Origin of the sequence: Hominenteromicrobium sp. (assembly GCF_046974225.1) — a bacterium.
Taxonomy (GTDB): Bacteria; Bacillota; Clostridia; order Oscillospirales; family Acutalibacteraceae; genus Hominenteromicrobium; species Hominenteromicrobium mulieris.
On record NZ_JBKWAE010000009.1, the window covers coordinates 63,541 to 89,803 of the forward strand.

A 26,263-nucleotide genomic window follows, 5' to 3' on the forward strand; every position below is an offset into this window, starting at 1 on the left:
CGGAAATTTACCGGGCCTTTCACGGTAAAATGGTGAAAAGCGCCTGCAGAACCGATACCCCGACCCGTTAGGAGGCAGAGAAAGCTATGGCATATTCCATCCTGATTGTAGATGATGACCGGACCTTTGTAGAGGAGCTCAAGTCGGCCCTGCAGTGGAACCGGCTGCGGATCACCGAAGTATACACGGCGTTTTCCGTTAGGGAAGCCATCGCGTTTCTCTCGAAGACGAAGGCAGACATCGTTCTTTGCGACATCGAAATGCCGGGTGGCAACGGTCTTCAGCTGCTCAAGTGGATTCGGGAAAACCACGCGTCGATGGAATGCATTGTCCTTTCGAGCTACGCAGAATTTTCCTATGCCCAGAGTGCGTTGCGGTTCGATGTCTGTGACTACCTGCTAAAGCCCATCAAGGCCAAGGAGCTGGAAGAGACGATTTCCCGGGTTGTTGGGCTTCTGGATGCACGGCGCGGCTGGCAGGAGGAACCGCTGGAAACCCTGTGGGCCGCCCTGTTTGACGGCGCCGTCAAACAGGCGGATTTCACTCGTCAAGCGCAAAAGCATGGCTTGACCGAAAATTCCAGTCTCGCGATTCTCCTACTGCGCTTTGTCCCCGTGCCCGGTCAGCCCGTCCCTTCGCACTATGGCAGGCCGCTGGTCCGGCAGGCCATTTTGGATCTGGCCGACCAGAACGCCCTGCAAACCGTCGTTCGCCTGAGCGAGACCCGATGGATCCTGGTCTGCCGTGCCACAGGGAAAGATCCCTTTCCTCGCGCGCCGCTGGCGGCGTTTCTCGACGCCGTAGAGGCGCGGATCGGCCTTCAGGTCTGCGCATACTGCGGAGAAAAAGGCACCGTCGGGCAGGCAGTGTCCATGTGGGAGGCGCTCTGCCAGCTGGAAAAGCACACCGTTCCGGATATGCAGAGAATCGCGCAGGGAGTCGACCTGCCCGCAGACAAGACACAGCGGCGCTCTTTCCCCTTAAAGACATGGAAAAAAATGTTGGTTGGCTTCGGTCCCCTCACAAGTCTAGAAGCGTCCATTCGGGAAGAAATGGTGCGGGTCCAAGCGGAAGAAGGATGGACGGTGAACCGACTGACGGTTTTTTTGCGGACCTGCACGCTGATGCTGTCCAATTACCTGCAAAGCCGGGATATGTCTCTGGAGGATATCATCGACTCAGAGGAGTACGACCAGATGGAAACCTTTGCTGTTTCCAGCCTGTGTGCGACTGCCTGGTTTATGCACAAGATCCTCGGCATTGTCGAAGACAGCCGGGATCACAAGTCGGACGCCATCACTACCGTATGCCAATATATTCTTGACAATCTGGAAGAAGATCTGTCCAGAAAAATGCTGGCGAAGCTCGTGTTCATGTCAGAAGACTATCTTTCGAAGCAGTTCATGCGCGCCGTCGGGATGACGCTGCCGGCATACATCGCCCAGAAACGGATGGAAAAAGCCAAGGAGCTTCTGGAGTACCCGGACATCAAGATTGGAAAAGTCGCCATGCGCGTCGGTTACTCTAATTTTTCCTACTTTTCCAAAACGTTTCACGATTATACCGGGTTTACCCCGAACGAGTGGAGAATGTACCATCTGCACGGGACGGAGGACACTTGGAAAGAACCTGAAAAGAACCCGGAAAGGATCGCTGACCGCTCTTGCGGGCTGCGCCCGGTTTATGCACTGCCACACTGAAAGCCGTGATAGAACTATCCCGGTGAATCTAAACATAAAGGAGAGAGAAAACTATGCACGCGAATGGATTCGCTATATCCGCAAAAGAGAAAAAAAGCCGCAGGCTTTTGCTGCTGAAGCGGAGCGTGCCGCTTTACCTGCTGATTTTGCCCTCGTTGATCTTATTGATTGTGTTCACGTACATTCCCATGTACGGCGTAACTATCGCCTTTAAGGATTACAAGACCGGTTTGGGCATCTTCGGCAGCGAATGGGTCGGCTTTAAAAACTTCACCACCTTTTTCAACTCTTACCAGTTCTGGCCTATCCTGCGGAACACGCTGGTCATCAGCATTTACTCTATTGTGGTGATGTTTCCGCTGCCTATCCTCGTCGCCCTGATCTGTTCGCAGATTACGTCGTCGCGCTACAAGAAATTCTTTCAGGTGACGACTTATCTGCCGCACTTCATCTCCACTGTTGTTATGTGTGGCATGATCATGCTGTTTCTTTCTCCGTCCAGCGGTATCATCGCAAAGCTACTGAGCTTTGTCGGCATCGATATGCCGAACCTGATGGGTTCCGCCTCCGCGTTCCCGCACATCTACGTCTGGACCGAAGCATGGCAGCATATCGGGTGGGACAGCATCCTGTATATCGCCGCGCTGTCGTCCATAGACCCCACGCTCTATGAAGCGGCAACCATCGACGGCGCAAACAAATGGCATAAGATTTTCCACATCGATATTCCGTCTCTTCTTCCCACCATCATGATCATGTTGATTTTGCGCATGGGCAGCGTGATGAGCGTCGGTTTTGAGAAGGTCTACCTGCTGCAGAACTCGTTGAACAACGCAACCAGCGAAATCATTGCTACGTACGTCTACAAGATGGGCCTGCTGAAATCTCAGTACAGCCTGTCCGCCGCCATCGGCCTGTTTAACAATGTGATCAACCTTATTCTTCTTCTGGTGTTCAACTTCATATCGGCGAAGATATCGGAAGACTCCCTGTTCTAAAAAGTGGAAAGGCGGTAGAACTATCATGCAAGCAACCATCAGAAAATCCAATAAAGTGCGCCGTAGCAAAGGAGACGTTATCTTCGACACCGTGGTGTACATCATCACCGGGTTAATGATCCTGATTGCCATTTACCCCATGTACTTCATCTTGATCGCATCGATCAGCGACCCTGCTCTGGTATCCTCCGGCGAGATTGTCCTGGTTCCGAATGGATTTAACCTGCGGGCCTATGAAAAGCTGGCAGAATTTGACGACATCTGGACCGGATATCGCAACACAATTCTCTACGTGATTGGCGGCACAGCAATCACCCTAGCCGTCAACATTCCCGCATCGTTTGCTCTGTCCAGAAAGCAACTCTTCGGCAAGCGCGCGCTGATGGCCATGTATCTCATCCCAATGTTTTTTACCGGTGGCCTGATTCCGACCTATATGGTTGTGAAGGCGGTCAATCTGGTGGACAACCCTCTCGTGATGATCCTGCCGTTCTCGGTCGCCAGCTACTACATCATCGTGGGCCGTACCTTTTTTCAGAACACCATTCCGGAAGAACTGTGGGAGGCCGCACAGTTGGACGGCTGCGGGCAGGTCAGATACTTCTTCATCGTGGCGCTTCCGCTTTCCAAAGCCGTTCTGGCCGTGATCGCCCTGTGGTCGGCCGTTGGACAATGGAACGGGTATTTCAACGCGTTAATCTATCTACGCAGCCCCGAATTCCAACCCATCCAGATTGCGCTACGCAACATCCTGATTAACAACCAGATGATGGGTATGACGCAAATCGGCGCGGCTGCCGTAGAGGCACGACAACTGGCAGAGCTGATTAAGTACGCCTCCATTGTGGTCTCTTCTCTCCCCATCATGTTGCTGTATCCGTTCGTACAGAAGTATTTCAATAACGGCATTATGCTGGGCTCTGTGAAGGGATAATAAGGAAAAATGCTGAACCGGACTGCCGTATTGTTCTGCAGCAGTCCGGTTTCGGTATTTTCTTCTTTAGACTTTACCGATTTTGGGAGGTGGTCAAGATATATAAGAAAAAGAGACTGCGCGTACTGCTGCGCTTTTTCTCTGTTCTGTTCCTGGGGCTATTTCTGATTTTCTCCGTCATCCACCTGTATCTGGGCCAGACGCTGCGTGCTGTGGAGGATCAATATATTGAGGAAACCGCCATCCTGTACGTAAAGAACATCAACCGGAAAATCCAGTCCATCAATCAGGAGTTTCTCATGCTGGCCAATAATCTGCGGAATATCCTTCCCGGCATCCCTCAAAATATCAGTCCCCGGGACGGTGGATACTACGACGTTCTGTTTATGGCCAGCGACCTCGTTGGCAGCCTGAAGACACGCTATCCGGAGCTTAAGCAGTCCTTTCTCTACTGGCCGGCATCCGACCTGCTTGCATTCTCTACGGGCCTCTCTTTTGCATCGACGGACGATTTCGGCATTACCGGTCAGGTAAAGCAGCGGCTGCGTCAGCAGAAGGACAGCCTGTCCACCCAGGTATGCTGGGAAATATTGACAAGTGGAGAGGAAGCCTACATACTGGGGTGGTACAGACAGAAGGAGATCATGCTCGCCTGCCTGATCGACCTGAATCAGCTTTTTGCGGAAATCAACGATATGCCGAAAAGCTACTCGGTCATTTCCTTTCTGCGGTGGAACGACGGCCGCGTGATTGCGCCGCAGGCTTACCGAAAACAGGCCGAGCAAGCCATCGCCGACGGCGCCGAGGTATACACATACCCGCTTGCAAACCTCGGCACCGCGTACATTCAAAAGGTTGAGGACGGAGAGATCCTTCAAAACGTCCACTTCCAGCTCGGCCTGTTCAACATGGAAATGGTCCTGCTTTGGTTGGAGGTCATTCTGGTCGTGCGGCTCTGCTACAGGTGGCTGTTCCACCCTTTCACGAAATTCGTGACCGGTCTGGAGAACGTCGGGACGGAGGAGATATTCGATCGGCTGGACGAAAATGACATTTTGGAGCTGGAAACCATCAACCGGCAGTTCAAAACGCTCTCACACCGCCTGAAGGACATGCGCATCGCCTTGTATGAGCAGGAGATCACCAAGAAGCAGACCGAGCTGGAGCTGCTGCAGGAACAGGTCCGACCTCACTTCTTCCTCAACTGCCTGAGCCTGGTGCACAGTCTGGCCGACCGGGACAGCAACTGGGAAATTACGGAACTGCTCGAAGACCTTTCCGGCTATATCCGATACCTGTTCGGCCCGACGGCCAACCTACGAAAAATCTCCGAGGAGATCAACCACGTAAAGCTGTACATACAGCTGCAGCACAAGCGGTACGGCGATGCCTTTTCCTGTACTATAGACGTCGACGAGGATCTTCGGGATTACTTCATCCCCAAGCTGATACTGCAGACACTGGTCGAAAACTCCATACAGCACAACGCCATCTATGAGCGACCTGTGGAGGTTTCCCTGTTCCTGACAAAAGAAGTCATGGACAACGAGACCTGGCTTTACTGCTGTGTCTCCGATACGGGAAAAGGATTCAGCGATGCGGTCATGGACGCCATCCTGCACGACCGGGAAATCTACCGGGACGGTCGGCGGCATATTGGGCTGTCCAACCTGAAAGAGCGCCTGAAGCTGATTTACGGCAACGACGCGACTTTCCAGCTTTCCAACATGGCTGACAACTACGGCGCTATTGTGGAAGTGCGCATCAAGCTGTCCCGCATAAAATCGCCGAACGAACCGTAAACCGACATAAAAATCACAATTTTCTAACCGGAAAATTATAGATTGGCTGTTGTGAATTCAGTATTCTAAATTAAGAAAGAAAAGCCGCGGCACGCACGGCAGCGGGTCAAATACCCGCTTTCTTTTGGAAGGGAGGCAGACAGACCGTTTTTAAGCAGGCAGCGGACATCGTCCCAGAGTGACTGCTGCGCAGAAGATCAACTGACATCGACATTGGAGAGGAGTAAAATAAAATGGCAATTCATGTAACAGTATGGAACGAGTACCTGCACGAAAAGCAGTTTCCGGAAATTGCGTCTATCTATCCGAAGGGCATCCACGGGTGCATCGCCGACTTTTTGCAGAAAGCGGGCATGACGGTGCAGACAGCGACGCTGGAGGAGCCGGAGCACGGCCTGACGCAGGACGTGCTGGACAACACCGACGTGCTGATCTGGTGGGGCCACATGGCGCACCACAAGGTAGCGGATGAGATCGTCGAGCGCGTGTACCGCCGCGTGCTGGACGGTATGGGACTGATCGTGCTGCACTCGGGCCACGCGTCGAAAATCTTCCAGAAGGTCTGCGGCACGAACTCGGGCAGGCTGAAGTGGCGCGAGGACGGCGAGCAGGAAATTCTCTGGGTCATCGATCCGAGCCACCCGATCGTCGCGGGGCTGGACGAGAAGATTATGATCCCGCACGAGGAGATGTACGGCGAACACTTCGATATCCCGCAACCGGACGAGCAGGTATTCATCAGCTGGTTCGAGGGCGGCGAGGTGTTCCGCAGCGGCTGCTGCTGGCACCGCGGCAAGGGTAAGGTGTTCTACTTCCGCCCGGGTCATGAGGCGTTCCCAATCTATTATCAGCCGGAGATCCAGCAGGTCATCGTGAATGCGGTCAAATGGGCTACGCCGATTGATTTTCCGCCTGTCACCTACGGCAATCCGCCCGCCATTATGGAAGTACACGGCAAGCTTGAGCACAGCATACAGGGGCTGCATCAACCGAAATAAGGACGCGTTAAAAGGAGAAATTGTATATGGAAAATCAAGTCATTCGAATTGGTTCCGTCGGCGTAGGCGGCATCTGGTCCGGCGTGCATGAGCCCGGCATACGCAAGAGCCCGAATCTGGAGCTTGTGGCCATCTGCGATATTGACCGGGAAAAGCTGGATGCGGTCGGCGAGAAATACGGCATCCCCGCGGAGCGCCGGTTTACGGATTACCACGACCTGATCCGTTGTCCGGATGTGGACGCAGTGGACATCTGCACGTCGAACGACGCGCATTTTGAGATTGCCATGGCAGCAATCGAGGCCGGCAAGCCGTACGATCTGGAAAAGCCGATCACTATGACGGCGGCGCAGGCGAAGCAGCTTGCACAGGCCACGCGCGTCAAGGCATTGCCCAACATGGTTTGCTTTTCGTACCGGTTCAAGGCGGCGGCTCGCTATGCGCGGGAGCTGATCGCAAGCGGAAAAATCGGACGGGTGTACCACGTTGACATGCAGTATTTTCAAGCCTGGGGCTTGCCGCGCTTCAACACGCCGCGTGTATGGCGGTTTGTAAAGTCGCGTACGGGCTCGGGCGCGCTGGGCGATTTGGGCTGTCATGCGTTGGATCTCGTCCGCTTCGTCACCGGGAAGGAGTACACGCGTCTTGTGGGCCATGTAGGCACGTACGTCCACGAGCGCCAGAATTTGGACGGCACCGGGATGGGCCCGGTAGACGTCGACGATTTCTGTAATTACATGGCGGATATGGAGGATGCCATCTCCGTCAGCTTCCAGATTACACGCTTCGGCTACGGGCGCGGTAACTACCAACGCATGGAAATCTACGGTAGTGAGGGTGCCATCGTATATTCGTTGGACGCGCAGCCGGGCGAAGAAGATGTTATCGAGGTCTGCACTGGCGACGTTTACGCCGAGGGGCGCGTGTTCTCCAGATTGCCAATTCCGGACCGGTGCCGCAGCGACCAGATGCAGAGCTTTGCCGACATCCTTTTGAAGAAAGGGGACGGCTTGGCCGCCACCGTCGAAGACGGTCTGAAAAACCAGCAGGCCGTAGATGCTGTTTTGGCCTCCGCGGAACAGGGCAAATGGCTTGTTCTGTAAGAGCTGCGGCCTTTCCCACAGATAACGCCTCCGCGCCAGGCCGTATCTGTCAGGATCCTGCCGAAGGAGGAGAAGAACACCTGCACCACCATGACGATCGAGAGGATCAGGCCGTTCTGAACATCCGTGTGACCCTGCGTGTACATGCACAGCGTGGTGAACGGCGCGATCAGCGCCAGCGTGCAGGCCGCGCAAAAAGCCAAAAGCCTCTGGCATATCCAGACGCTGAATGAGTTCAACAGGAAGATGAAGAAATAATGTGCGATTCTGAAATTCGCACACTCGCACCTGCCTTTCGGTTTTGGTAGACTGTAACCGAAAGGCGGGTGCATTTTGCATTGCAGACCTGCCGGGGAAATTTTGAATGGGAGGATCACATATGAAATCGCTATTTGAGCAGCTGGGCGGCACTTACACAAGGCAGGGCGACTACTGCCTGCCAGATGTTTGCTTACCACCCGAAGAAGAACGCCCCATTGGTGTTTACGGCCAGCGGCGGCGAGCCTATCTGAAGGAACATCACCGGGTGCTGTATTATAACCTGCTGACCGCCGGGACGCTGGACGGGCACCTTGCAGACATCGAGGAGCAGGCGCAGGAACTCTTTCTTCGGCTGGTAAAACAATACGCAGACACCGAGGGCGTGACGGAGGAGGTAAAGGCCAATGACCCGCAGGCGTGGGTGCGAAAAATGAACGGCATCCGACATCGGGCAAATGAGGTCGTAATGCAGGAAATTGTATACGGATGATGAGCAAGTGGAGGTCGATGACCTCCGCTTGTTTTGTGTGCAGAAAAGAACAATGCTGTTTTTAAACGGCATTGTTCCGAACCTTGTTGACATTATTCTTTTATTCGGGTATAATGTACTTGTGATTTTATGCGTGGAGGTATCCCCTATGGCTGAAATGATCTCGGTAAGAGAGGCAGCAGTGCGCTGGAATATAACGGAGCGGAGAGTTGCGACGCTCTGCAAGAATGGGAGAATCGCCGGTGCGAAAAAGCAGGGCAATCGTTGGCTGATCCCCGCTGATACGCAGAAGCCGGCGGATCAGCGGCTCAAGACGGGCGCTTTCCGCAAGACGGAGCGCGCGCCGAAGCTGCCCCTGCCCATCGGCGTGTCCAACTACTGCCTTGCATCGTCGGAATACTACTACATCGATAAGACGATGATGATCAAGGACTTTATCGACGAGCGTCCGATGGTGACGCTGTTCACCCGCCCCCGGCGCTTCGGCAAGACGCTGAATATGGATATGCTGCGCACTTATTTTGAAAAGAGCGACAAGGATACCTCCGTCTACTTCCGGGATAAGAAGATCTGGGCCTGCGGCCAGAAGTACCGGGATTATCAGGGCAAGTACCCTGTGATCTTCCTGACCTTCAAGGATGTGAAGTTCGACACTTGGGAGGAGACCTTTGCGGCCATCCGGGATATTTTCGCAAAGGAGACCCGGCGGCACAAGGAGCTGCTGGCCAGCGATAAGTGCGACGAGTACAGCAAAAAGACCTATGAAAAGCTGGCAGACGGCAAGGTCAGCGAGGTAGAGCTGGCTTCGGCACTGCTGGACCTGTCCGCTATGCTGCACAAGCACTATGCCGTTGCGCCCATTATCATCATCGACGAGTACGACACCCCCATCCAGCAGGGCTACCAGAAGGACTATTACGACAAGGTCATCCGGTTTATGCGGAACCTGTTTTCCGGCGGTTTCAAGGATAATCAGCACCTGTCCTTCGGCTTCCTCACCGGCATTCTGCGGGTGGCAAAAGAGAGTATTTTCAGCGGGATGAACAACCTGTCCATCAACTCCGTGCTGGACAACAAATACAGCGCCTACTTCGGCTTCACCGCCGACGAGGTGATGGAGATGGCGGAATACTACGGCGCTGCCGATAAGTATGACGAGATTTGCCAGTGGTACGACGGCTACCGCTTCGGCAAGACGGAAATTTTCAACCCGTGGTCGGTGGTCAACTACTTCAGCAACGAGTGTGAGCCGAGGCCCTTCTGGGTCTCCACCGGCAGCAACGATATTATCGGGGAAGTGCTTGCCCAGGCGGACGAGGAGATTTATAACCGTCTGACCTCCCTGGTCAACGGCGAGACCTTCACCACCTTCATCGACACCGGCGTGATCTATCCGCAGATCAAGAGCAATCCCTCCACCATTTACAGCTTCCTGCTGGTGACCGGCTATCTGAAGGCGCTGAAAACCACGCCCTCCTTCAGCGGCGATTTTATGTGCGATGTCTCCCTGCCCAACCGGGAGATTTCTCTGGTGTATAACAAGGAGATTTTGCAGCGGCTGGAGAATCTGATCCCGCCGTCCACGGCGATTTCCGTTCAGGAAGCCATCTTCTCCGGCGATAACGCACGGCTGAAAGTGCAGATACAGACGCTGCTGACCCAGTCGGTCAGCTCCTTCGATACTGCCGGGGAGAACTTCTACCACGGCTTTATGCTGGGCCTGTGCGCCCTGCTGGGCGGCGCTTTCGTGACCTCCAACCGGGAATCCGGCGACGGGCGCTATGACATTCAGCTGAAGCCCACGCAAAAGGGACTTCCGGGCATCCTGATTGAGCTGAAAACGGAGAAGAATTGCAGCGATGAGCAGCTGAAAAAGCTGTCCGAGACGGCCTTGCAGCAGATCAACGATAAGAAATACGAAACCGAGCTGACGACAGCCGGGGTCAGGACGATTTATAAATACGGCGTGGCCTTCAGCGGTAAAAAGGTCGAAGTGGCAGTTGGATGAGGAGTGAGAATTCCAAAGTATCAGCTTTCAGCTTCCAAAGTATCAAATTGATACTTTGGTGAAATCCCAAAGTGCCAACACGGTGGTTCCAAAGTGCCAAATTGGCACTTTGGGGCAGAAATTATGAATTAAACCATATTGGAGGATGCACGATGAGCACCAATATTTCGAAAAAGAAGCGGGACGATCTGCTGGACAAAATCAAGCAGATTCGTGCCTTTATCGCCGCAGCACCGCAGGATGAGAATACGGGCAACCTGCTCTCCTACCTGTCCGAACTCGAAAAAGATGTGAACGGGAAAAAGTACGGTCTCGTGTTCGAGGAGCATCGGGAGGAAATCGATGAGGTGTTGGATACCCATACGCCGGTGCTGACCGAGGATGCAGATCTGTTTATTGACCACGGCGGGCAGATGAATTTCCTGCTTGAAGGGGATAACCTTGCCGCACTGAAACTGTTGGAAAAGACGCATCGGGGAAATATAGATTTAATTTTTATTGATCCTCCGTATAACACAAGAAACGGAGATTTCGGATATGATGATTCTCGTGTTGATTTGACAGATACATTCCGTCACAGCAAATGGGTCTCATTCATGAGCGAGCGGTTATTGGTAGCACGGAGATTGCTAAAAAACGATGGCGTAATATTTATTGCCATAGATGATAATGAGCAAGCTGCATTAAAGCTACTGTGCGATCAATTGTTTGGGGAAGAAAACTTCCTTGCGAGTATTATATGGCAACATAGCATTCAGCCTAAAGGATATTCAGGGACGTTTTCGGTGCATCATAACTATATTTTGTGCTATCAGAAGACAGCTCAGTTTGTTTTGAACTCTTTGCCTCGCACAGATGAAGACAATAAGGCCTATGCAAATCCAGATAACGATCCTCGGGGAAGATGGAGGAGTGGTGATGTACGCAATGCATTATATCGACCTAACCTAATTTACGACATTATTTCTCCGTCCGGAAATGTGATTAAACCCTGTGCTAATGGATGGCGTTGGAGTAAAGAAACGGTAGAAGAAAAGATTAAAAGCGGTGAAATTATTTTTAGCAAAGATGAGACCCGTATTATTAGGAAGATATATTTGGATACATTAGAAGGACGAACGCCAGAAACAATTTGGTTTGGAAAAGATGTTGGAACAACCCGAAGCGCAATGAGTGAAATCAAAGAAATCTTTGGTTCGAGCGCATTTGGAACCCCTAAGCCTACAAGTTTAATTGAACGCACACTACGATTGATATCACGAACAGATGCTACCGTACTTGACTTCTTTGCAGGCTCTGGTACAACAGGTCACGCTGTTATGAAGCTCAACGCAGAGGATGGTGGAACCCGCCGCTTTATCCTCTGCACCAACAACGAAAACGGCATTTGTCGGGATGTGACCTACGAACGCATCCGCCGTGTCATTGATAAAGAAGACTATGCCGCCAGCCTGAAATACTATAAAGTTGACTATGTACCTATTTCGGATCGTATGTACTACGAGTACGCCGATGAACTGCTCCGCCATATCCGGGAGCTGGTGGAGCTGGAAAACGGCATCAATTTTACGGGCAACGAGGAAATTGCCATCGTGCTGACGGATGAGGAGTTAGAGATATTTTTGGATGATGAAGGTATCTGTAAGAGATGCCGAAAGCTCTATATGGGGCACGATGTATTGCTGGACGCTCAGCAAGCGCAAGCGCTGCAGGAATATAACATTGCAGTGAATGTTATTCCGGATTATTACTACAAAGAATTGGAGGGATAAATATGGGGATCACGCTTGCAAATTTTCAACTTAAAGCCATTGAGGCCCTTATGGAAGCTATGGGAGAGCCCAATAGGGATATTATCCTGAAGAGTTGTACTGGTAGCGGCAAAACCATTATCCTTACACACTTTATGGATGAGTATCTGAAGAGCACAAACAAAGCAGTGTTTGTTTGGCTTACCCCCGGAAAAGGTAATCTTGAATTACAGAGTAAAGCCAAAATGGATAAATACATTCACGGCAGCAACACAAAACTCTTATCCGATATAATGTCTTCTGGCTTTGAAGAAAATGATGCCTGTTTCATCAACTGGGAAAAGCTTACTAAGAAAGGGAACAATGCACTTAAGGATAGTGAGCGAACAAACTTTGTCGAACATATTCAGAATGCAATTGACAACGGTTTGACTTTTACCATAATTGTTGACGAGTCACATCAGAATGATACGATCAAAGCAGATGACATTCTTGCTCTGTTCAATGCGAATAAGATTATCCGTTGTTCCGCTACACCTAAAAACTACAAGAATGCTCTGCTGATAGAGATTCCAGAAGAAGATGTTATTGCTGAAGGCCTGATAAAAAAGCTCCTGATAATCAATGAAAATTTTGAACAGCATATTAGCGTTGAAGATCAGATATCCTACCTGCTGGATAAAGCCCTCGAGAAACAACGAGACTTACGAGCCGCATACGCCAAGAAAGATTCTGGCGTAAATCCATTGATTATCGTCCAATTACCGAATAAATCAGATGCACTGCTTGACCGTGTCGAAGAGTACTTCGAAAGCAAAGGCATTACTTACGAGAATAACCTTCTATCGGTATGGTTGTCTGATAAGAAACAGAACCTTGAGGATATTGAAGATAATGACGCTACTCCAATAGCTGTAATTATCAAACAGGCGGTTGCTACCGGTTGGGATTGCCCAAGAGCGCAGATTCTCGTGAAGCTCCGTGACAATATGAGCGAGGTATTTGAAATTCAGACGATTGGAAGGATTCGCCGGATGCCGGAAGCAAAGCATTATGGTGAAGATCTTTTAGATTGCTGTTATCTTTATACTCTGGATGAGAAATTTACGGAAAGCGTTAAATTGAGTTTGGGCACGGGAGCATTAGATGCTTATAAAGTGTTCTTGAAGCCGGAATATCGTTCCTTTACGCTTATCAGCCAATTTAAAACTGATATTCCATTTCCACGCGATGCTAAGTTTGCACTCAAAGTTATTTGGAAGTTCTTTGAGAAAAAATACCATACCGCTACGGACCTCGATAAAAACCAAAGTCAGTTAGAAGCTTATGGCTATTCTTTCGACGAAGATATTGTGGATTTTACCAAATCTGGTTCCGTCAGCGTACTGAGCAAAGACCAAATCACAGAATTAAATGACATCTCGATTCACGAGCCATTGAATACGCATAAACACGGCAAAGAGTATCATCACTGTGTCGCTGAGATTGGATACAAAGCCAATTTGGACTATAGCAGCACTAATACCATTATGCGTAAGCTGTTCCTAAAAGGAGTTCGGTGCGACGCAAAAATTCTTCGTCTGGAAACACGAAACCTATATGCATTTATTATCAACAACGAGCGAAGGCTTATAGAAGATGTCCGTGATGCTATGGCTGATGAGTCTTTGCAGCTAACGCTTGCAATTCCCCGGATAACAGAAAAACCAGTGGGGTTTCCTCTTGAAATGATTTTCACATATGACGGAACATCAAAGTCACAGATGGAATACACCAAGAATGTCTATACAGGGTATTTATCTTCTGCGGAAAAGAGATCTATGCCGGAGAAGCTGTTTGAGCGTTTTTGCGAAGGTAGTGGCAAAGTGAAGTGGTTCTATAAGAACGGAGATAAGGGCTCAGAGTATTTCTCGATTGTTTATACGGATAACTTTGGAAAACAAAAATCCTTTTACCCCGATTATGTGGTTGGCACAAATGGTGGCGATATCTGGATTATAGAAACAAAAGGTGGTTTTACAAAGTCAGGAAGCAGTGAAGATATTGATCGCTTCACTGCAAAGAAATTCGGCGTTTTGAGAAAATACCTTGATGGATACAACCTACAGGGTGGCATTGTCAGACAGGATAAACAAAGTGGAGAACTATGCATTTGCGTAGACAAGTACTCAGACAATATCCACGATGAAAACTGGCAACTGCTTTCGGAAGTGCTTTAAGGAGGCGGAATATGAGAGAGCAAGAACTGTGGAAAAAAGTGCCTATCTATTTCTACTACCTTTCTATCTCTAAGCATAAAGATGCAAAAGATGATTCGGCTTACAGTACGGATCAGATTATCATCGCTTTTTCCCAATTGCTGGAATATATAATGACAAAAGGACTTTCTGAACGCAAGAAAGACATTACATCGTCAGAAAAGGTCGTGTGGTTAGATTCTTACGAGGATTTGAAAAACGGAAATTATGATGTGATTTTCAAGTCGGCAAAATACAACCACGTTCGGAATGAAATCGACACTGAAACTATGCAGGAGCGAGGACGACGAAAGAGACCTCAGGATGGAGACGAAGAAAAGACACATCTATGCATTCGCCTTGCAAAAGGCGAAAACAGGTTTCTTGCAGTTCACGAAAGCAATCACTATGGCATAACTCTAAAGTGTATTATCGACTACTTGAATGAACAATTCAAGAAGTTCAATGAAGACGGAAATGACCCGTACCACTACACCATTGAAAGTCAGATTATGCCGGGAGAAGATTTCCTGTCTTCAATCAAAAGAGCCAAAACAATGTCAGTCCTCAAGTTGACAGTATACAAAGACGATATTAAGGATGGCTTTATGCGGTTTGCGGGAAGAACTGACATCGCTGACGAAGTCGATATTTGCTTGAAGCGTCCTAAAGGATATAAATGCTTTCCTGAAAACTTAATTAAGGAATATTTTAAGGATTCGCAAGACAAAGCTAAGGGCAAGATTAAGCGTATTAAGATTATAGGGACAAATGACGCCGGAAGTTTTGAAGTGGATACTAATATCACGGGAATGAAGCATTTCTTAAAGGTGAAGGGTGAAAGCGTCACAAACGAAGTGGAGAGCTCAGATTTTTTTGTGAAGGCTCAGGAGTTCATTGCCTCAATGGGTGGTAGAATATGAAGACAATATTACTTGTTCCACTTAGGGACTATTATCAATCCAGAAAACGAATATGGGTAAAATATTTGATTCCGGTAGTTTTGGGGCTTTTGGCATTGGCAGGTGCACTCATATTTAACATCGGCAACGAGGAAACCATCCGGTCAACTTTTTCCGAATTTGTGAATGTCCAAATTAATGTCGTTGCCATCCTTGTTTCATTTTCTGTTGCAATTATTTCTATACTGGTTACAGCAGACAATGCAAACACCAAAAGTCTAAAGGAGGAAATGGCTGACTCTACTCAATATAAGCCTGTTGGCGGAAAACAGCTGTCTCTATTCCAAATTTTGCTTTCCAACATTGCATACAATGTCATTGTTGAAATTATTTACTTAGTTATTCTCATAGGAATTGCTCTCATACGGCCAATTATTCCTTTACAGGCATTGAAATATGTTGCTGCAGTATGCATCTTTGCCATTATGCATATTCTTGGGGTGTTGCTTGAATCGGTTGCTCAGATGTATCTAACTTTTTGGAGAAACAGATAGCCACGGCTTCACGCAACGCACATCATTATCAGCAATAAGATAGAATGGACATTGCGAACAGAAATAGCGAATCAGTATAACTGCTGAAAACCGAATAGTATATTTAGAGGCGTAGCCTTCGGAGAAATCCGGAGGCTGCGCCTCTTTTTGCGTTCAGATAAAAAATATTTGAGAAATTTCTCGAAAACACCCCCACAAACGGCGCCCCTTATTCAGAGTAAGTGAAGGGAGAAATATTTTTGTGGGGAATTTTGAAAAGTACCCTGCCAAATGGCACCCCTTATTCAGAGTAAGTAGAGGGACCTTTTGAAAAGTTGAGAGAATTTTTCAAATTACTTTGCCAAAATCTCAAAAAATTTCCCAATTGGTTAGTAGGAGGGGCACTTAAAAAATTTTTCTAAAACCCATTTGTTATTTGCCCGAAAAGTTCCCAGTTGATTAGTGGGAGGGGCACTTAAAAATTTTCTTCAAAATTCTTTTTATTTTTGCCGGAAAAATTCCCAATTAAGTAGTAGAGGGGGTCGCAGAAAAATTCTCAAAAATTTTTTCGTTCAAATCCAAAAAAATTTCCCAGTTGGTTAGTAGAGAGACTTTCAAAGATTTTTTTCAAAATTCCTTCGTACAAATCGAAAAATTTTTCCCAGTTGGTTAGTGAGGGGGTCTATAAAATGCCTTTCTCGCTGGCTACCTATTGAGGGGACTGTCTCCCTGTGTACCTTGAAAATTGAATCGCCGCCTCCAAAGGATATGCTTCCGGCAAGTGATGCCATGACTTCCCGAAAAAGGAACGAGCGCATCAAAGAAGCGATACGCCGTGGTGAGACTCCGGGGCAGGAACGATGCGGATGAGCGGCAGCAAGCAAAAACCACCGCAGAAATGCGGCGTCAAGAACAGACAAAGGAGGTTCAAACCTATGAAGAAAGGAGAGCTCAGAGAGCTTTATCAGATGATGTTTCCGGAATACCCGGACATTGTGACCGTTAAAGAGCTTCGGGAGATGCTGGGCATCAGCCGCAAGCTGGCTTACAAGCTGATTGACTATGGGTACATTCACGCCGTGAAGATCGGCACGACGCTGAAGATCCCGAAAATCAGTGTCATCAACTATGTGATGGAGAAAGAGGTGAAGAAGGTTGGATGAGATCAAACGCCTGACACCTGCACAGCGGGCACGCTGTAACCGGCTGATCCGGCGGCTGTGCGCCAACTACGACGGTGGCAACTGTCTGCCGTTGGACGATGGCGAAGGCTGCGTGTGCGTGCAGACGATTTCCTATTCGCTGCTGTGCAAGTACTTCCGGCGGGCGGTTCTGCCCGCCGACAAGGTACTCTGCGCCGATATTTACCGGCAGCGCACACGGCTCTGCGACCGATGCGGAAAGCCCTTTGCACCCGGCAGCAACCGGCAGAAGTACTGCCCGGAATGCGGCCGTTCCATCCGGCGCAAGCAGAAGGCGGACTCGGCCAGGCGGCGACGCAGTGTCGAACATTAAGCACCGGGAAAGCCTTGATTTCCGGGGCTTTTTTGAGGGCGAAGCGGGTGCGGGTGGCCGTTTCCATCTGCACCTGTCAAAATCCATTTCTAACATTCTACAAAGGAGAAATTTCTATGGGCAACAAACTGAAAACCGTGGACGCAGAGACCTTGCTGTCCACGCCGATGAGCAAGACGATGTTCATCGTAGACGGCCTTATTTCGCAGGGTGTCAATGTCATCAGCGGTGCCAGCAAGATCGGCAAAAGCTGGCTGATGCTGTGGCTGGGGCTGCAAGTGGCGCAGGGAAACTCTATTTGGGGGCTGCCTACACTGCAATGCGATGTGCTCTATATGAGCCTTGAGGACACCCAGCGCCGCATCAAAGACCGGCTCTACAACCTCACCGACAGCGCCCCGGACAACCTGTATTTTGCCGTGACCTCCGGGCTGATCGGCGGCGGGCTGGAGGAGCAGATCACGGATTTCCTGACCGAGCATCCCGCCACCAAGCTGGTCATCATCGACACGCTGCAAAAGGTGCGGGACTCCAAGGGCAGCGCCGGAAAGGCGGGAATGTACGGCAACGACTACGACGACATTTCCTCCATCAAGCGCATTGCCGACGGCTTCAACATCGCCATTTTGCTGGTGCATCACCTGCGAAAGCTGCAAGACAGCGACGATCCCTTTAACGATGTCAGCGGCTCTACCGGCATCATCGGCGCTGCGGACACCAACTTTATTCTGCGCCGTAAGCGCAGCGGAAACGCCGCTACGCTGCTGGTCAGCGGGCGGGATGTGGAATATCAGGAACTGACCTTGCAGTTTAACGACCTTGTCTGGGAACTGGTGGAGCGCAAGAACAGCGAGGATATTCACAAGGCAGAGCTGCCGAAATTTCTGTTTCGGGTGGTGGACTTTATGGAGTGCCGCACCGAATGGGTAGGCACGGCCACGGAGCTGCTGACCGAAATGAAGGAGCAGGAGGTCACGCCCAATATGGCCACGAAGTATCTCGGCCAGTTTGCCTATGAGGTGCTGGAGCCGCTGGGCATCGAGTATCGCACCAAGCGAACGGGAAAAAGCCGACTCATCAAATTTCTGCGCCGTGACGGTGATGACGCAAATGACGCCGGGATCGCTATATAAGGAAATCCCCGTCACAACCGTCATTGCCGTCACAAACCGAAGAAAGGGGGTGAACAAATGCGCAGCAAAAACTACGGGATCAATGTCCGTGTGACCGAGCAGGAGAAGCAGAAGCTGCTGGAAAATGCCCGGTTCTGTTCTCTGCCGCTGTCGGAATACTTGCGGCGGCTGGGGCTTGGAAAAGAGGTCAAAGCGGCCATCACGGAGCGGGATTACCGCCTGTTTCGGATGCTGAACGGCCTGAAAGCGGAACTCCCACAGCTTCAGAAAGAGGAAATTATAAGCAGACTGGAAGCAGTTTTGAATGAATTAAAGTAAGCGAGAATTACGCCTGCGCAGTCTAAGCGAGCAGACTGTTTTTACTCCTGTCGGAGCCAAACAGTGCCCCTGCCGCCGATGCCTGCGTCATCTGAGCGAGCAGTGCGTTTTTACTCCCGGCAGGGCCGGAGCGCAAAAACACTCGTTAGGGCGTGCCCTAAAACCCCTGAAAGAAAAAACTATGAAAGTGAGGACAACACAATGAGAAAATTGGATTTTACTTTACCCACGCTGGACGACCTGTTCTCCACGCAGGCGGAGCGGGACGATGCCAAGCTGGAGCGGGTGCGGAACATTCCGCTGGCCGAGCTGCACCCGTTCAAGGGTCACCCCTTCAAGGTGCAGAACAACGAGGAGATGCAGCAAATGATCGAGAGCATCCGCAAGGTGGGAGCCATCACCCCGGCGCTGGCAAGGCCGCTGCCGGACGGCGGTTACGAGCTGATCTCCGGCCACCGGCGACTGGCGGCGTGTCAGGTGTTGGGCGTCGAGACGATGCCCGTCATCGTCCGGGAGCTGTCTGACGATGAAGCGGTGATCGCAATGGTGGACGCCAATTTGCAGCGGGAGACTATCCTGCCCAGCGAAAAGGCGTTCGCCTACAAGATGAAGCTGGATGCCATCAAGCATCAAGGCATCGCTTCTGTGCAAGTTGCAGAGAAGTTGCTTAGCGTAGAAAAAGTGGCAGACGATGCAGGTGAGAGTAAAGACCAAGTGCGAAGATATATCCGCCTGACCTACCTGATCCCCGAACTGCTTTCGATGGTGGACGACGGCAAGATCGCCTTCAACCCGGCGGTGGAGCTTTCCTACTTAGACTCGTATCAGCAGCGGGCGGTGCTGGACGCGATGGCGCTGAACGACTGCACCCCGTCCCACGCCCAGAGCATCCGCCTGAAAAAGCTGGCGCAGGAGGGCTTGCTGGATGACCAGATAGTCTACGCCGTGCTGGCGGAGACGAAGCCCAACCAGCAGGAGCAGCTGAAATTCAAACGGGAGGAGCTGCGGAAATACTTCCCCTCCGGCTACACCGAGGAGCAGATGCGCCGGGACATCATCAAGGGGCTGGAATTACTGAAGCGGCAGAGAGAACGGAACCGGGATGCCCGCTGATTCGTATTGATGCGGCTGTAATCAAACAAATCGCAGAATAGAGAGAACCCCAAACCGATGGTATACTGATGCTGTCGGTTTGGAGTTCTGTTCTGCAAATACAAAGGACAGGAGGAGATGAAATTGGTAGCAGGACATCTGACATTGAAAAACGGCAGGTATTACGCCGTGCTGAACTATAGAAACGCCGGAGGGCAGCGGAAAACGAAATGGATCTCGCTGGGGCTTCCCGAAAAGGGCAACAAGCGCAAGGCGGAGGCGGAGCTGGCGAGGCTTCGGGCGGAGTTTGAGCCGCCCAAAGAGGCGGGCGACCTGAGCAGTGATATGCTGTTCGCCGATTATCTGTTGGAATGGCTGGAGATCGCCAAGGGACGGCTGGCCCACGCAACCTACGGTGCCTACCAAGGACTGCTGAAAAGCACCATCGTCCCTTATTTCCGCAAGAAGAAATTGACACTGCGGGAACTGGAAGCCCGACATTTGCAGATGTTTTATTCTGAAATGCTCAGGCGGGTCACGCCCAATACCGTTATCCATTATCACGCCGTCATTCACTCGGCACTGAAATATGCAGTCAAGACCGATATGCTGATCCAGAATGTGGCGGACAAGGTGGACCGGCCCAGAAAGAACAGCTTTCAGCCGGTCTTTCTCTCGGCGGACGAGATGCAGAAGATGTTTGAAGCCCTTCGGGGAACCAAGCTGGAGCTGCCGGTGCTGGTGGCTGCCTTTTACGGACTTCGCCGTGGCGAGGTGGTGGGCTTGAAATGGGATGCCATCGACTTTGAGCAGGGCACCATTTCCGTAAAGCGCACCGTGACCTCAACGATCATCGACGGCAAGTATCAGGAGTTCGAGCAGCAATCCGCCAAGACCAAGTCCAGTCTGCGCACCCTGCCGCTCATCGGCAGCTTCCGGGAATACTTTATGCAGGTGAAAGAGGCGCAGGAGCTGAACAAGCAGGTCTGCGGCAACTGCTACAACTATGAATACGATGGCTTTGTATTCGTGGATGAGTTGGGCGAGCGGATGCGGGTGGAATACCTGACCAACGCATTTCCGAAATTTCTGGAGAGTCACGGTTTGCGCCGGATGCGCTTTCACGATCTGCGTCACCCGTATGTCAAGCACACGACAAAAATTTTTAGCTTGCGCTTGATGGATTTTCAAGCGCAGGCTTATCCTGATGCTCGGCGAAAAACTCGCGGAGCTTGTCAGCTTCATCGGGGAGGACAAAGCCAAAGCCCTGTCCGTCCACTCTGCAATAGAAAGCGATTTTCATGACTGCCACCTCAATCAAAAATGTCCTGGATTTTGTATGCGATCTCGATGCGCTTATCGGGATATACCAGCACCCGGTCGATCAGCAGCTCGGCCAGCTCGGTGGTCAGCGTGTCCGCATCGAAAATCACCTTGGACGCTTCCTTGCGGCTGTCCTGCCGTGCCTGTTCGTCCTGCTTCTGTTTCGCCTGTGCCAATACTGCGGCATAGGCATTTTTCGTTTTCAAAAGCAGCTCGTCACACGCGGCCTTTTCCGCCTTGTAGGTGTTCAGGTCGATCTCGCCCATGAGATAGCGTTCGTAAAGTGTGCGCTTGCCGTCTTGCAGCGTTTCAATCTGCTGCTCATATTCGGCGCGTTCCGGTACGGAAGCATCTACCCGGAGCGTACCGTCAGGGGCAAGCGGCGCGGTGGCTTCCATCTGCTTTTTCAGCGTCAGGAATACCGCCTGTTCCAGCTCCGCGGCGTTCAGACGCATCTTGTGGCAGCGGCTTTCTACGTCCGCCTCGGAATGGCGGCAGTGATAATACGAGGTTTTCTGCATGGTGCGGGACAGCGCATGACCGCAGCAGCCACAGAAGGCTTTGCCTTTCAGCGGGTAGTCCCGCTTCTTTTTGTTGGGCTGGGAAAAGCGGAGCTGGCTGGCCTGCACGGTATCAAACACGGCTTTCTCGACGATGGCCGGGTGATGGTCGGGGATGATGTACCACGATTCTCTGTCCTTCAGGCGGCTTCTGGTGCCGCCTACTTCGAGAACCGCCCGCTTGCCGATCACATACACGCCGGTGTAGCGTTCGTCCTCCAAAATGCGGAGAATGGTGGATGTACTCCAAATCCCGTGACAGCGGGAAATATCGTGGGTATGATTGCCGTGCGCCGCTTTGTACTGGCCGGGGGTGGGGATGTTTCTGCGGAACAGCTCTCGCGTGATGGCGGTGGCGTTGATGCCCTCGGCGGCAAGCTGGAAGATGAGCTGCACAACGGCAGCGGCCTCCGGGTCAGGCTCCATTCTGCCATCGGCGCTTTTGCGGTAGCCATAGGGACAGATTTTGCTCTGATACTCGCCGCGCTGCATCTTGGCGTACTTGGCGCTCTTGGTCTTAATGGACATATCGCGGCTGTAATATTCGCTGATGAGATACTTGAACGCCACGTCCATGCCGCCGGTGTCACCCTTGAATTTGCTGCTGTCAAAATCGTCGCTGATGGAAATGAAGCGGGTATGGAACAGCGGGAACACGCGCTCGATAAAGTAGCCGGTTTCAATGCTGTTTCGCCCGAAGCGGGAAAAATCCTTGACGATGATGCAGTCGATTTGATTGGCCCGCACCAGCTCAATGAGCTTCTGTACCTGCGGACGCTCAAAATTCGTGCCGCTGTACCCGTTGTCGATGAACTCCATGATCTCCGCGTTCAGGGCTTCCGGCATGGAGGCCGCATATTCGTGGAGGACAAGACTCTGGTTTTCGATACTCAGACTGTCATACTTGTAGTCCTCAATGGAGAGGCGGATATAGAGAGCAATCACATATTTCTGCATTGTTCCAGCACCTCCGCATAGGTTTCAAACTCGCTCTGGAAACGATAGCGCACCGTGATTTGCTTATCATGGGACACCTCGATGCGGTCGATCAGCCGCTCGATGAGTGCGCCGGTCAGCGCCCGGTCGGTCTTGATTTGTGCGGCATCCTGTTCCAGCGCCCGGTGCTGCTCTGCTTGAGCATCCATCGTTCGCAGGCCGTCCTCCAACTGTTCCATTTCCACGGCGAGGTCGGCAATGCGGCTTTCGTACTTCTCCTTGTAGTCAAAGTATTCATCCTTGGTGAGAACGCCTTGGACGAGGTTTTCATATAAACTCCGCACGATACTGCGAAGCCGCTGGATTTCCTGTTTGCGGCTGGTGATCTTCTCCCGCAGCTCAGCGCGGTCAGCGGCCTGCCGGGGCAGCTCCGCAAGAGAGAGGGTGTATTGCCCCAGCGCCGTATCAAGCGAGTCCTGAAGCATATCTGCCAACATATCCAGCAACGCATCCTCGCGGATGGTCACGCCGGGGCAGGCATCCTTGCTGATTCGGCTCTGGCTCAGACAATGGTAGAAGTACACATCGTCGGACTTCTTGCGGATGTTTCTCTGCCGGTGCAGGCTGCCGCCGCAATGGGCGCAGAACACCTTGCCTTTGAGAAGATTCGGCGTGTAGGCTTTGACCTCCCGTGCCTTGGCGCGGCTGGCGGTCTGATTGAGTATTTCCTGCACCGCCGCGAACTGTTCCCGGCTGATGATGGCCTCGTGGGTGTCCCGTACCACCGTCCATTCCTCGGCATCGGCCTTGACCTGCCGGTGATCCACGGTTTTGGTCTGCCCCTGAACGAGATCTCCGGTGTAGACCTCGGAGCGGAGAATAACGCCGACTGTCCGGGTCTGCCACTTGCCGCTGCCGAGCAAATTCTCGTGAGTGATCTTGCCCTGCATCTTCTTATAGTGGCTGGGGGTGAGGACGCCCGCTTCGTTCAGCCGCACGGCGATGGTATTGAGGCCAGCGCCCTCGGAAGCCCAGCGGAACATCCGCTGCACCACAACGGCGGCAACAGGGTCGATGATAAGCTGGTGGCAATCGTCCTCGGCTTTCAGATAGCCGTAGGGAGTACGCGCACCGATGAACTTGCCGTCCTTCATGGCCTGCCGCTGCTGCGCCCTGATCTTGCGCCCAATGTCTAAAGCGTAGGCTTCGTTTATCATGTTCCGCAGCGGGATAATGATACCGGAATGGGCGTCCTCCGGGTTGGCGGTGTCGAAGTTTTCGTTGACCGCAATAAAGCGGATGCTGCGGATGCGGAAATACTGCTCGATGTAATAGCCGGTGTCGATGGTGTTCCGTCCCAAACGGGAAAGGTCTTTGACAATCACGCAGTTTACATGACCGGCCTCAATATCCGAGAGCATCTGCTGAAAGCCCGGACGGTGGAAGTTTGTCCCGGTCGCGCCGTTGTCAATGTAGGTATCGTACACGCTGATCTCCGGGTACTGCTCCAGATAGCGGGCAATAATCATCTGCTGGGTTTCAATGGATACGCTGTGCGTGTGGGTATCCTCCACCGAAAGGCGGACATAGATCGCGGCGCGGCAAGCGGCGTCAGCCTCCTGCACGGCCACCGCAGCCGTTTCTTTTCTGCTTTTCCTTGCCATGCTCAGCCCACCTTTCTCTGTTCGTAATCTTTCTGCTGCGCTGCCAGCGCCAGAAGCTGCAACGCCTTTTTGTATTCGTCCTCATGGGTAAAGGTAATATCCAGCTCCTTCTTCCCACGGACGCGGATGCTCTGTACCATGTGAATGAGCGCCCTGCGGTCTAAGGTTTCCAGCGTGGAGAACTGCGTAAACTGTGAAATCCAGCGGTTGCGCTCACTCCGGTTTTCCAGCACCTCCGTGAGTTTTTCCTTGAGAACGCGGACGCTTTCTCGGATGTCCTCGGCCTGCTTGGTGTACTTTGCCTTATAGGAAGCGTATTCTTCCTTGGTAAGCATACCCCCCACAAGGCTCTCATAAAGCCGTGCCTTGAACTCCAGCACCTGCTCCAACCGGCGCTCGTTGTCGGTGATGTGGTCGCTGTATTCCTTGGCAAGCGCCTGATTGATGCTGGTCTGGTCAATGCCGGTCAGCAGCGCCTCCAGAGAAGCAATATTGCCGATATAGGCTTTCAGGCTGTCCCGCACACAGTCGATCAGGCTGCTTTCTTTCAGCATGACCGGATGGGCGCAGCCCTTTTTCTTGCCGGTTGGACAATAATAGTAGTGGTACTCCTTGCCGTTCGCACGGTTGGTCTTGCGGGTCATGCGGCTTCCGCAGCACCCGCAGATCAGAATACCGGAGAACAGGTACACCGTGTCCTCGTTGGGAGAAGTGCGGGTATCCAGCCCCTTGATGCGCTGCACCAGCTCAAAATCCTGACGGGCGATCAGCGCTTCATGGGCATCCGGGACGCGCACCCACTCGGAGGCGGGGCGCTGCTCCATCTGCTTGATCTTGTAATGCGGCGTACCCTGTTTGCCCTGCACCAGCGTTCCGGTGTAGGTTTCGTCCTGCAAGATGCGGATGATGGTGGTAGCCGACCACTTGCAGTCAGCCTTGTCCGCATAGCCCTTTTTCGCGTAGGGCAGACCGTTGTTCTTCTTGTACGCCAGCGGGGAGAGAATACCCAGCCGGTTCAGCTCAGATGCGATCTTGGAGGCGCTTGCGCCCTCCAGCCGCATACGGAAAATGTCGCAGACAACGCGGGCGGCGTAGGGGTCAGGGACGAGCAAATTCTTGTTGTCCTCGGCTTTCATGTAGCCGTACACCGGGAACGCGCCGACGAAATCGCCATTGCGCCGCTTCACGTCCAGAGAAGAACGGGTCTTGATGGAAATGTCCCGGCAGTAGGCTTCATTCATAATGTTCTTGACCGATACGGTCAGATCATCGCCGCTGTCGTGGGCGGTGTCGATGCTGTCGGTGATAGCGATGAAACGCACCCCGTAGGCCGGGAATACCCGGCGCAGATACCGGCCTGTTTCGATGTACTCGCGCCCTAAGCGGGAGAGGTCTTTTACAATGACGCAGTTGATGTTGCCATCGGTGACATCCTGCATCATTTCCTTGAACGCGGGGCGGTCAAAGATGATGCCGCTGTATCCATCGTCGATCTTTTCGGAAACGACCTCAATATCCGGGTTACGCTCTACAAAGTTTTCAATGAGCTTGCGCTGATTGGAAACGCTGTCGCTTTCGCTGGAATGATCGTCGGTGTAGGACAGGCGGATGTAAGCGGTAGCTTTGTATTTAGGCATGAAAAAGCACTCCTTTCTCCCGGACTGCTCCCGCATGAAAAGAGTGGTTATCTGGCTATTAGGTTTTCATCCTTTTCCACACCGATCATAGCACTCTCTGCGGAAAAAAGCGAGGATGTCGCTCAGCGCAAAATGCCTTGCAGACATTCCTCCAACGTAACGCCGTTCCCGGCAAAGCAGGCGTTTACCACAAAATCGCCGCAGCGGAATGCTGAGGTTTTATAAGGCAGTATGATAAAACTTAATAAAACTAAGGCATTGCAATGGCAGATGAGGCTTTGACTGTAAAAGGTCAGAGCCTTTTTCTGTATCAGAAATTCGCACATTCGTCATTTTATTTTGTATTCAGTATAATGAAGTTACCAAAT

At 51.7% G+C, this 26,263-nt stretch carries 22 protein-coding genes; 18 read left to right on the plus strand and 4 right to left on the minus strand.

Features of this window, described 5'->3' with window-relative positions; translation table 11 throughout:
• Window positions 1-86: 86 nt before the first annotated feature.
• The 18 genes from ACLTX1_RS08340 (at window position 87) to xerC (ending at window position 21,080) form a co-directional block, all read left to right on the plus strand.
• On the plus strand, window positions 87-1,700 hold the full coding sequence (locus ACLTX1_RS08340) for a response regulator (RefSeq protein WP_412330740.1): 1,614 nt from the start codon (window positions 87-89) through the stop codon (window positions 1,698-1,700).
• A gap of 107 nt (window positions 1,701-1,807) precedes the next feature.
• Window positions 1,808-2,698, plus strand: coding sequence for an ABC transporter permease (locus ACLTX1_RS08345; RefSeq protein ID WP_412264598.1), 891 nt, complete (start codon window positions 1,808-1,810; stop codon window positions 2,696-2,698).
• Between the two features lie 25 nt (window positions 2,699-2,723).
• Window positions 2,724-3,632, plus strand: a complete 909-nt coding sequence (locus tag ACLTX1_RS08350) for a carbohydrate ABC transporter permease (protein ID WP_308449369.1) — start codon at window positions 2,724-2,726, stop codon at window positions 3,630-3,632.
• Between the two features lie 89 nt (window positions 3,633-3,721).
• A complete protein-coding gene (locus ACLTX1_RS08355; protein ID WP_412330741.1) occupies window positions 3,722-5,434 on the plus strand; it encodes a sensor histidine kinase in 1,713 nt (570 codons plus the stop codon).
• A gap of 233 nt (window positions 5,435-5,667) precedes the next feature.
• Complete coding sequence (locus ACLTX1_RS08360) at window positions 5,668-6,432, plus strand: ThuA domain-containing protein (RefSeq protein ID WP_308449367.1); 765 nt, start codon at window positions 5,668-5,670, stop codon at window positions 6,430-6,432.
• 26 nt (window positions 6,433-6,458) lie between these two features.
• Window positions 6,459-7,535 (plus strand): Gfo/Idh/MocA family oxidoreductase, encoded by a 1,077-nt coding sequence (locus ACLTX1_RS08365; protein ID WP_308449366.1) that lies wholly within the window; start codon window positions 6,459-6,461, stop codon window positions 7,533-7,535.
• A 379-nt stretch (window positions 7,536-7,914) separates the two neighbouring features.
• Entirely contained in the window at window positions 7,915-8,286 is a 372-nt protein-coding gene (locus ACLTX1_RS08370) for a TnpV protein (protein WP_412330742.1), read from the plus strand.
• 148 nt (window positions 8,287-8,434) lie between these two features.
• Complete coding sequence (locus ACLTX1_RS08375) at window positions 8,435-10,294, plus strand: AAA family ATPase (protein ID WP_412330743.1); 1,860 nt, start codon at window positions 8,435-8,437, stop codon at window positions 10,292-10,294.
• Window positions 10,295-10,446: 152 nt separating this feature from the next.
• A complete protein-coding gene (locus ACLTX1_RS08380) occupies window positions 10,447-12,066 on the plus strand; it encodes a site-specific DNA-methyltransferase (protein ID WP_412330744.1) in 1,620 nt (539 codons plus the stop codon).
• Between the two features lie 2 nt (window positions 12,067-12,068).
• Window positions 12,069-14,264, plus strand: coding sequence for a DEAD/DEAH box helicase (locus ACLTX1_RS08385; protein ID WP_308449362.1), 2,196 nt, complete (start codon window positions 12,069-12,071; stop codon window positions 14,262-14,264).
• 11 nt (window positions 14,265-14,275) lie between these two features.
• Complete coding sequence (locus tag ACLTX1_RS08390) at window positions 14,276-15,205, plus strand: hypothetical protein (RefSeq protein WP_308449361.1); 930 nt, start codon at window positions 14,276-14,278, stop codon at window positions 15,203-15,205.
• Entirely contained in the window at window positions 15,202-15,738 is a 537-nt protein-coding gene (locus ACLTX1_RS08395; protein WP_308449360.1) for a hypothetical protein, read from the plus strand. The genes ACLTX1_RS08390 and ACLTX1_RS08395 overlap by 4 nt, the downstream gene beginning before the upstream one ends.
• Window positions 15,739-16,652: 914 nt before the next feature.
• Window positions 16,653-16,880: a helix-turn-helix domain-containing protein gene (locus tag ACLTX1_RS08400; RefSeq protein WP_249318462.1), complete on the plus strand. Its 228-nt coding sequence runs from the start codon at window positions 16,653-16,655 to the stop codon at window positions 16,878-16,880.
• Window positions 16,873-17,232, plus strand: coding sequence for a cysteine-rich VLP domain-containing protein (locus tag ACLTX1_RS08405; protein ID WP_412330745.1), 360 nt, complete (start codon window positions 16,873-16,875; stop codon window positions 17,230-17,232). The genes ACLTX1_RS08400 and ACLTX1_RS08405 overlap by 8 nt, the downstream gene beginning before the upstream one ends.
• Before the next feature lie 116 nt (window positions 17,233-17,348).
• Complete coding sequence (locus tag ACLTX1_RS08410) at window positions 17,349-18,365, plus strand: AAA family ATPase (protein ID WP_412330746.1); 1,017 nt, start codon at window positions 17,349-17,351, stop codon at window positions 18,363-18,365.
• Window positions 18,366-18,422: 57 nt separating this feature from the next.
• Window positions 18,423-18,683, plus strand: coding sequence for a plasmid mobilization protein (locus tag ACLTX1_RS08415; RefSeq protein WP_308449357.1), 261 nt, complete (start codon window positions 18,423-18,425; stop codon window positions 18,681-18,683).
• 201 nt (window positions 18,684-18,884) lie between these two features.
• Window positions 18,885-19,796 (plus strand): ParB/RepB/Spo0J family partition protein, encoded by a 912-nt coding sequence (locus tag ACLTX1_RS08420; RefSeq protein ID WP_412330747.1) that lies wholly within the window; start codon window positions 18,885-18,887, stop codon window positions 19,794-19,796.
• 117 nt (window positions 19,797-19,913) lie between these two features.
• Window positions 19,914-21,080 carry a tyrosine recombinase XerC gene (gene xerC / locus ACLTX1_RS08425; protein ID WP_412330748.1) on the plus strand — a complete coding sequence of 389 codons (1,167 nt, stop codon included), beginning with the start codon at window positions 19,914-19,916 and terminating at the stop codon, window positions 21,078-21,080.
• An 8-nt stretch (window positions 21,081-21,088) separates the two neighbouring features.
• On the opposite strand, the gene ACLTX1_RS08430 is transcribed toward xerC, so the two are convergent.
• From ACLTX1_RS08430 to ACLTX1_RS08445, 4 genes are all read right to left on the minus strand, one after another.
• Window positions 21,089-22,615 (minus strand): recombinase family protein, encoded by a 1,527-nt coding sequence (locus ACLTX1_RS08430; RefSeq protein WP_412330749.1) that lies wholly within the window; start codon window positions 22,613-22,615, stop codon window positions 21,089-21,091.
• A complete protein-coding gene (locus ACLTX1_RS08435) occupies window positions 22,600-24,258 on the minus strand; it encodes a recombinase family protein (protein ID WP_412330750.1) in 1,659 nt (552 codons plus the stop codon). Before ACLTX1_RS08435 ends, ACLTX1_RS08430 begins: the two co-directional genes overlap by 16 nt.
• Window positions 24,259-24,260: 2 nt before the next feature.
• Window positions 24,261-25,895: a recombinase family protein gene (locus ACLTX1_RS08440; RefSeq protein ID WP_412330751.1), complete on the minus strand. Its 1,635-nt coding sequence runs from the start codon at window positions 25,893-25,895 to the stop codon at window positions 24,261-24,263.
• 122 nt (window positions 25,896-26,017) lie between these two features.
• The gene (locus tag ACLTX1_RS08445; protein WP_412330752.1) at window positions 26,018-26,221 is read right to left on the minus strand and encodes a DUF6870 family protein; all 204 of its coding nucleotides are present in this window, start codon (window positions 26,219-26,221) and stop codon (window positions 26,018-26,020) included.
• Window positions 26,222-26,263: the final 42 nt, after the last annotated feature.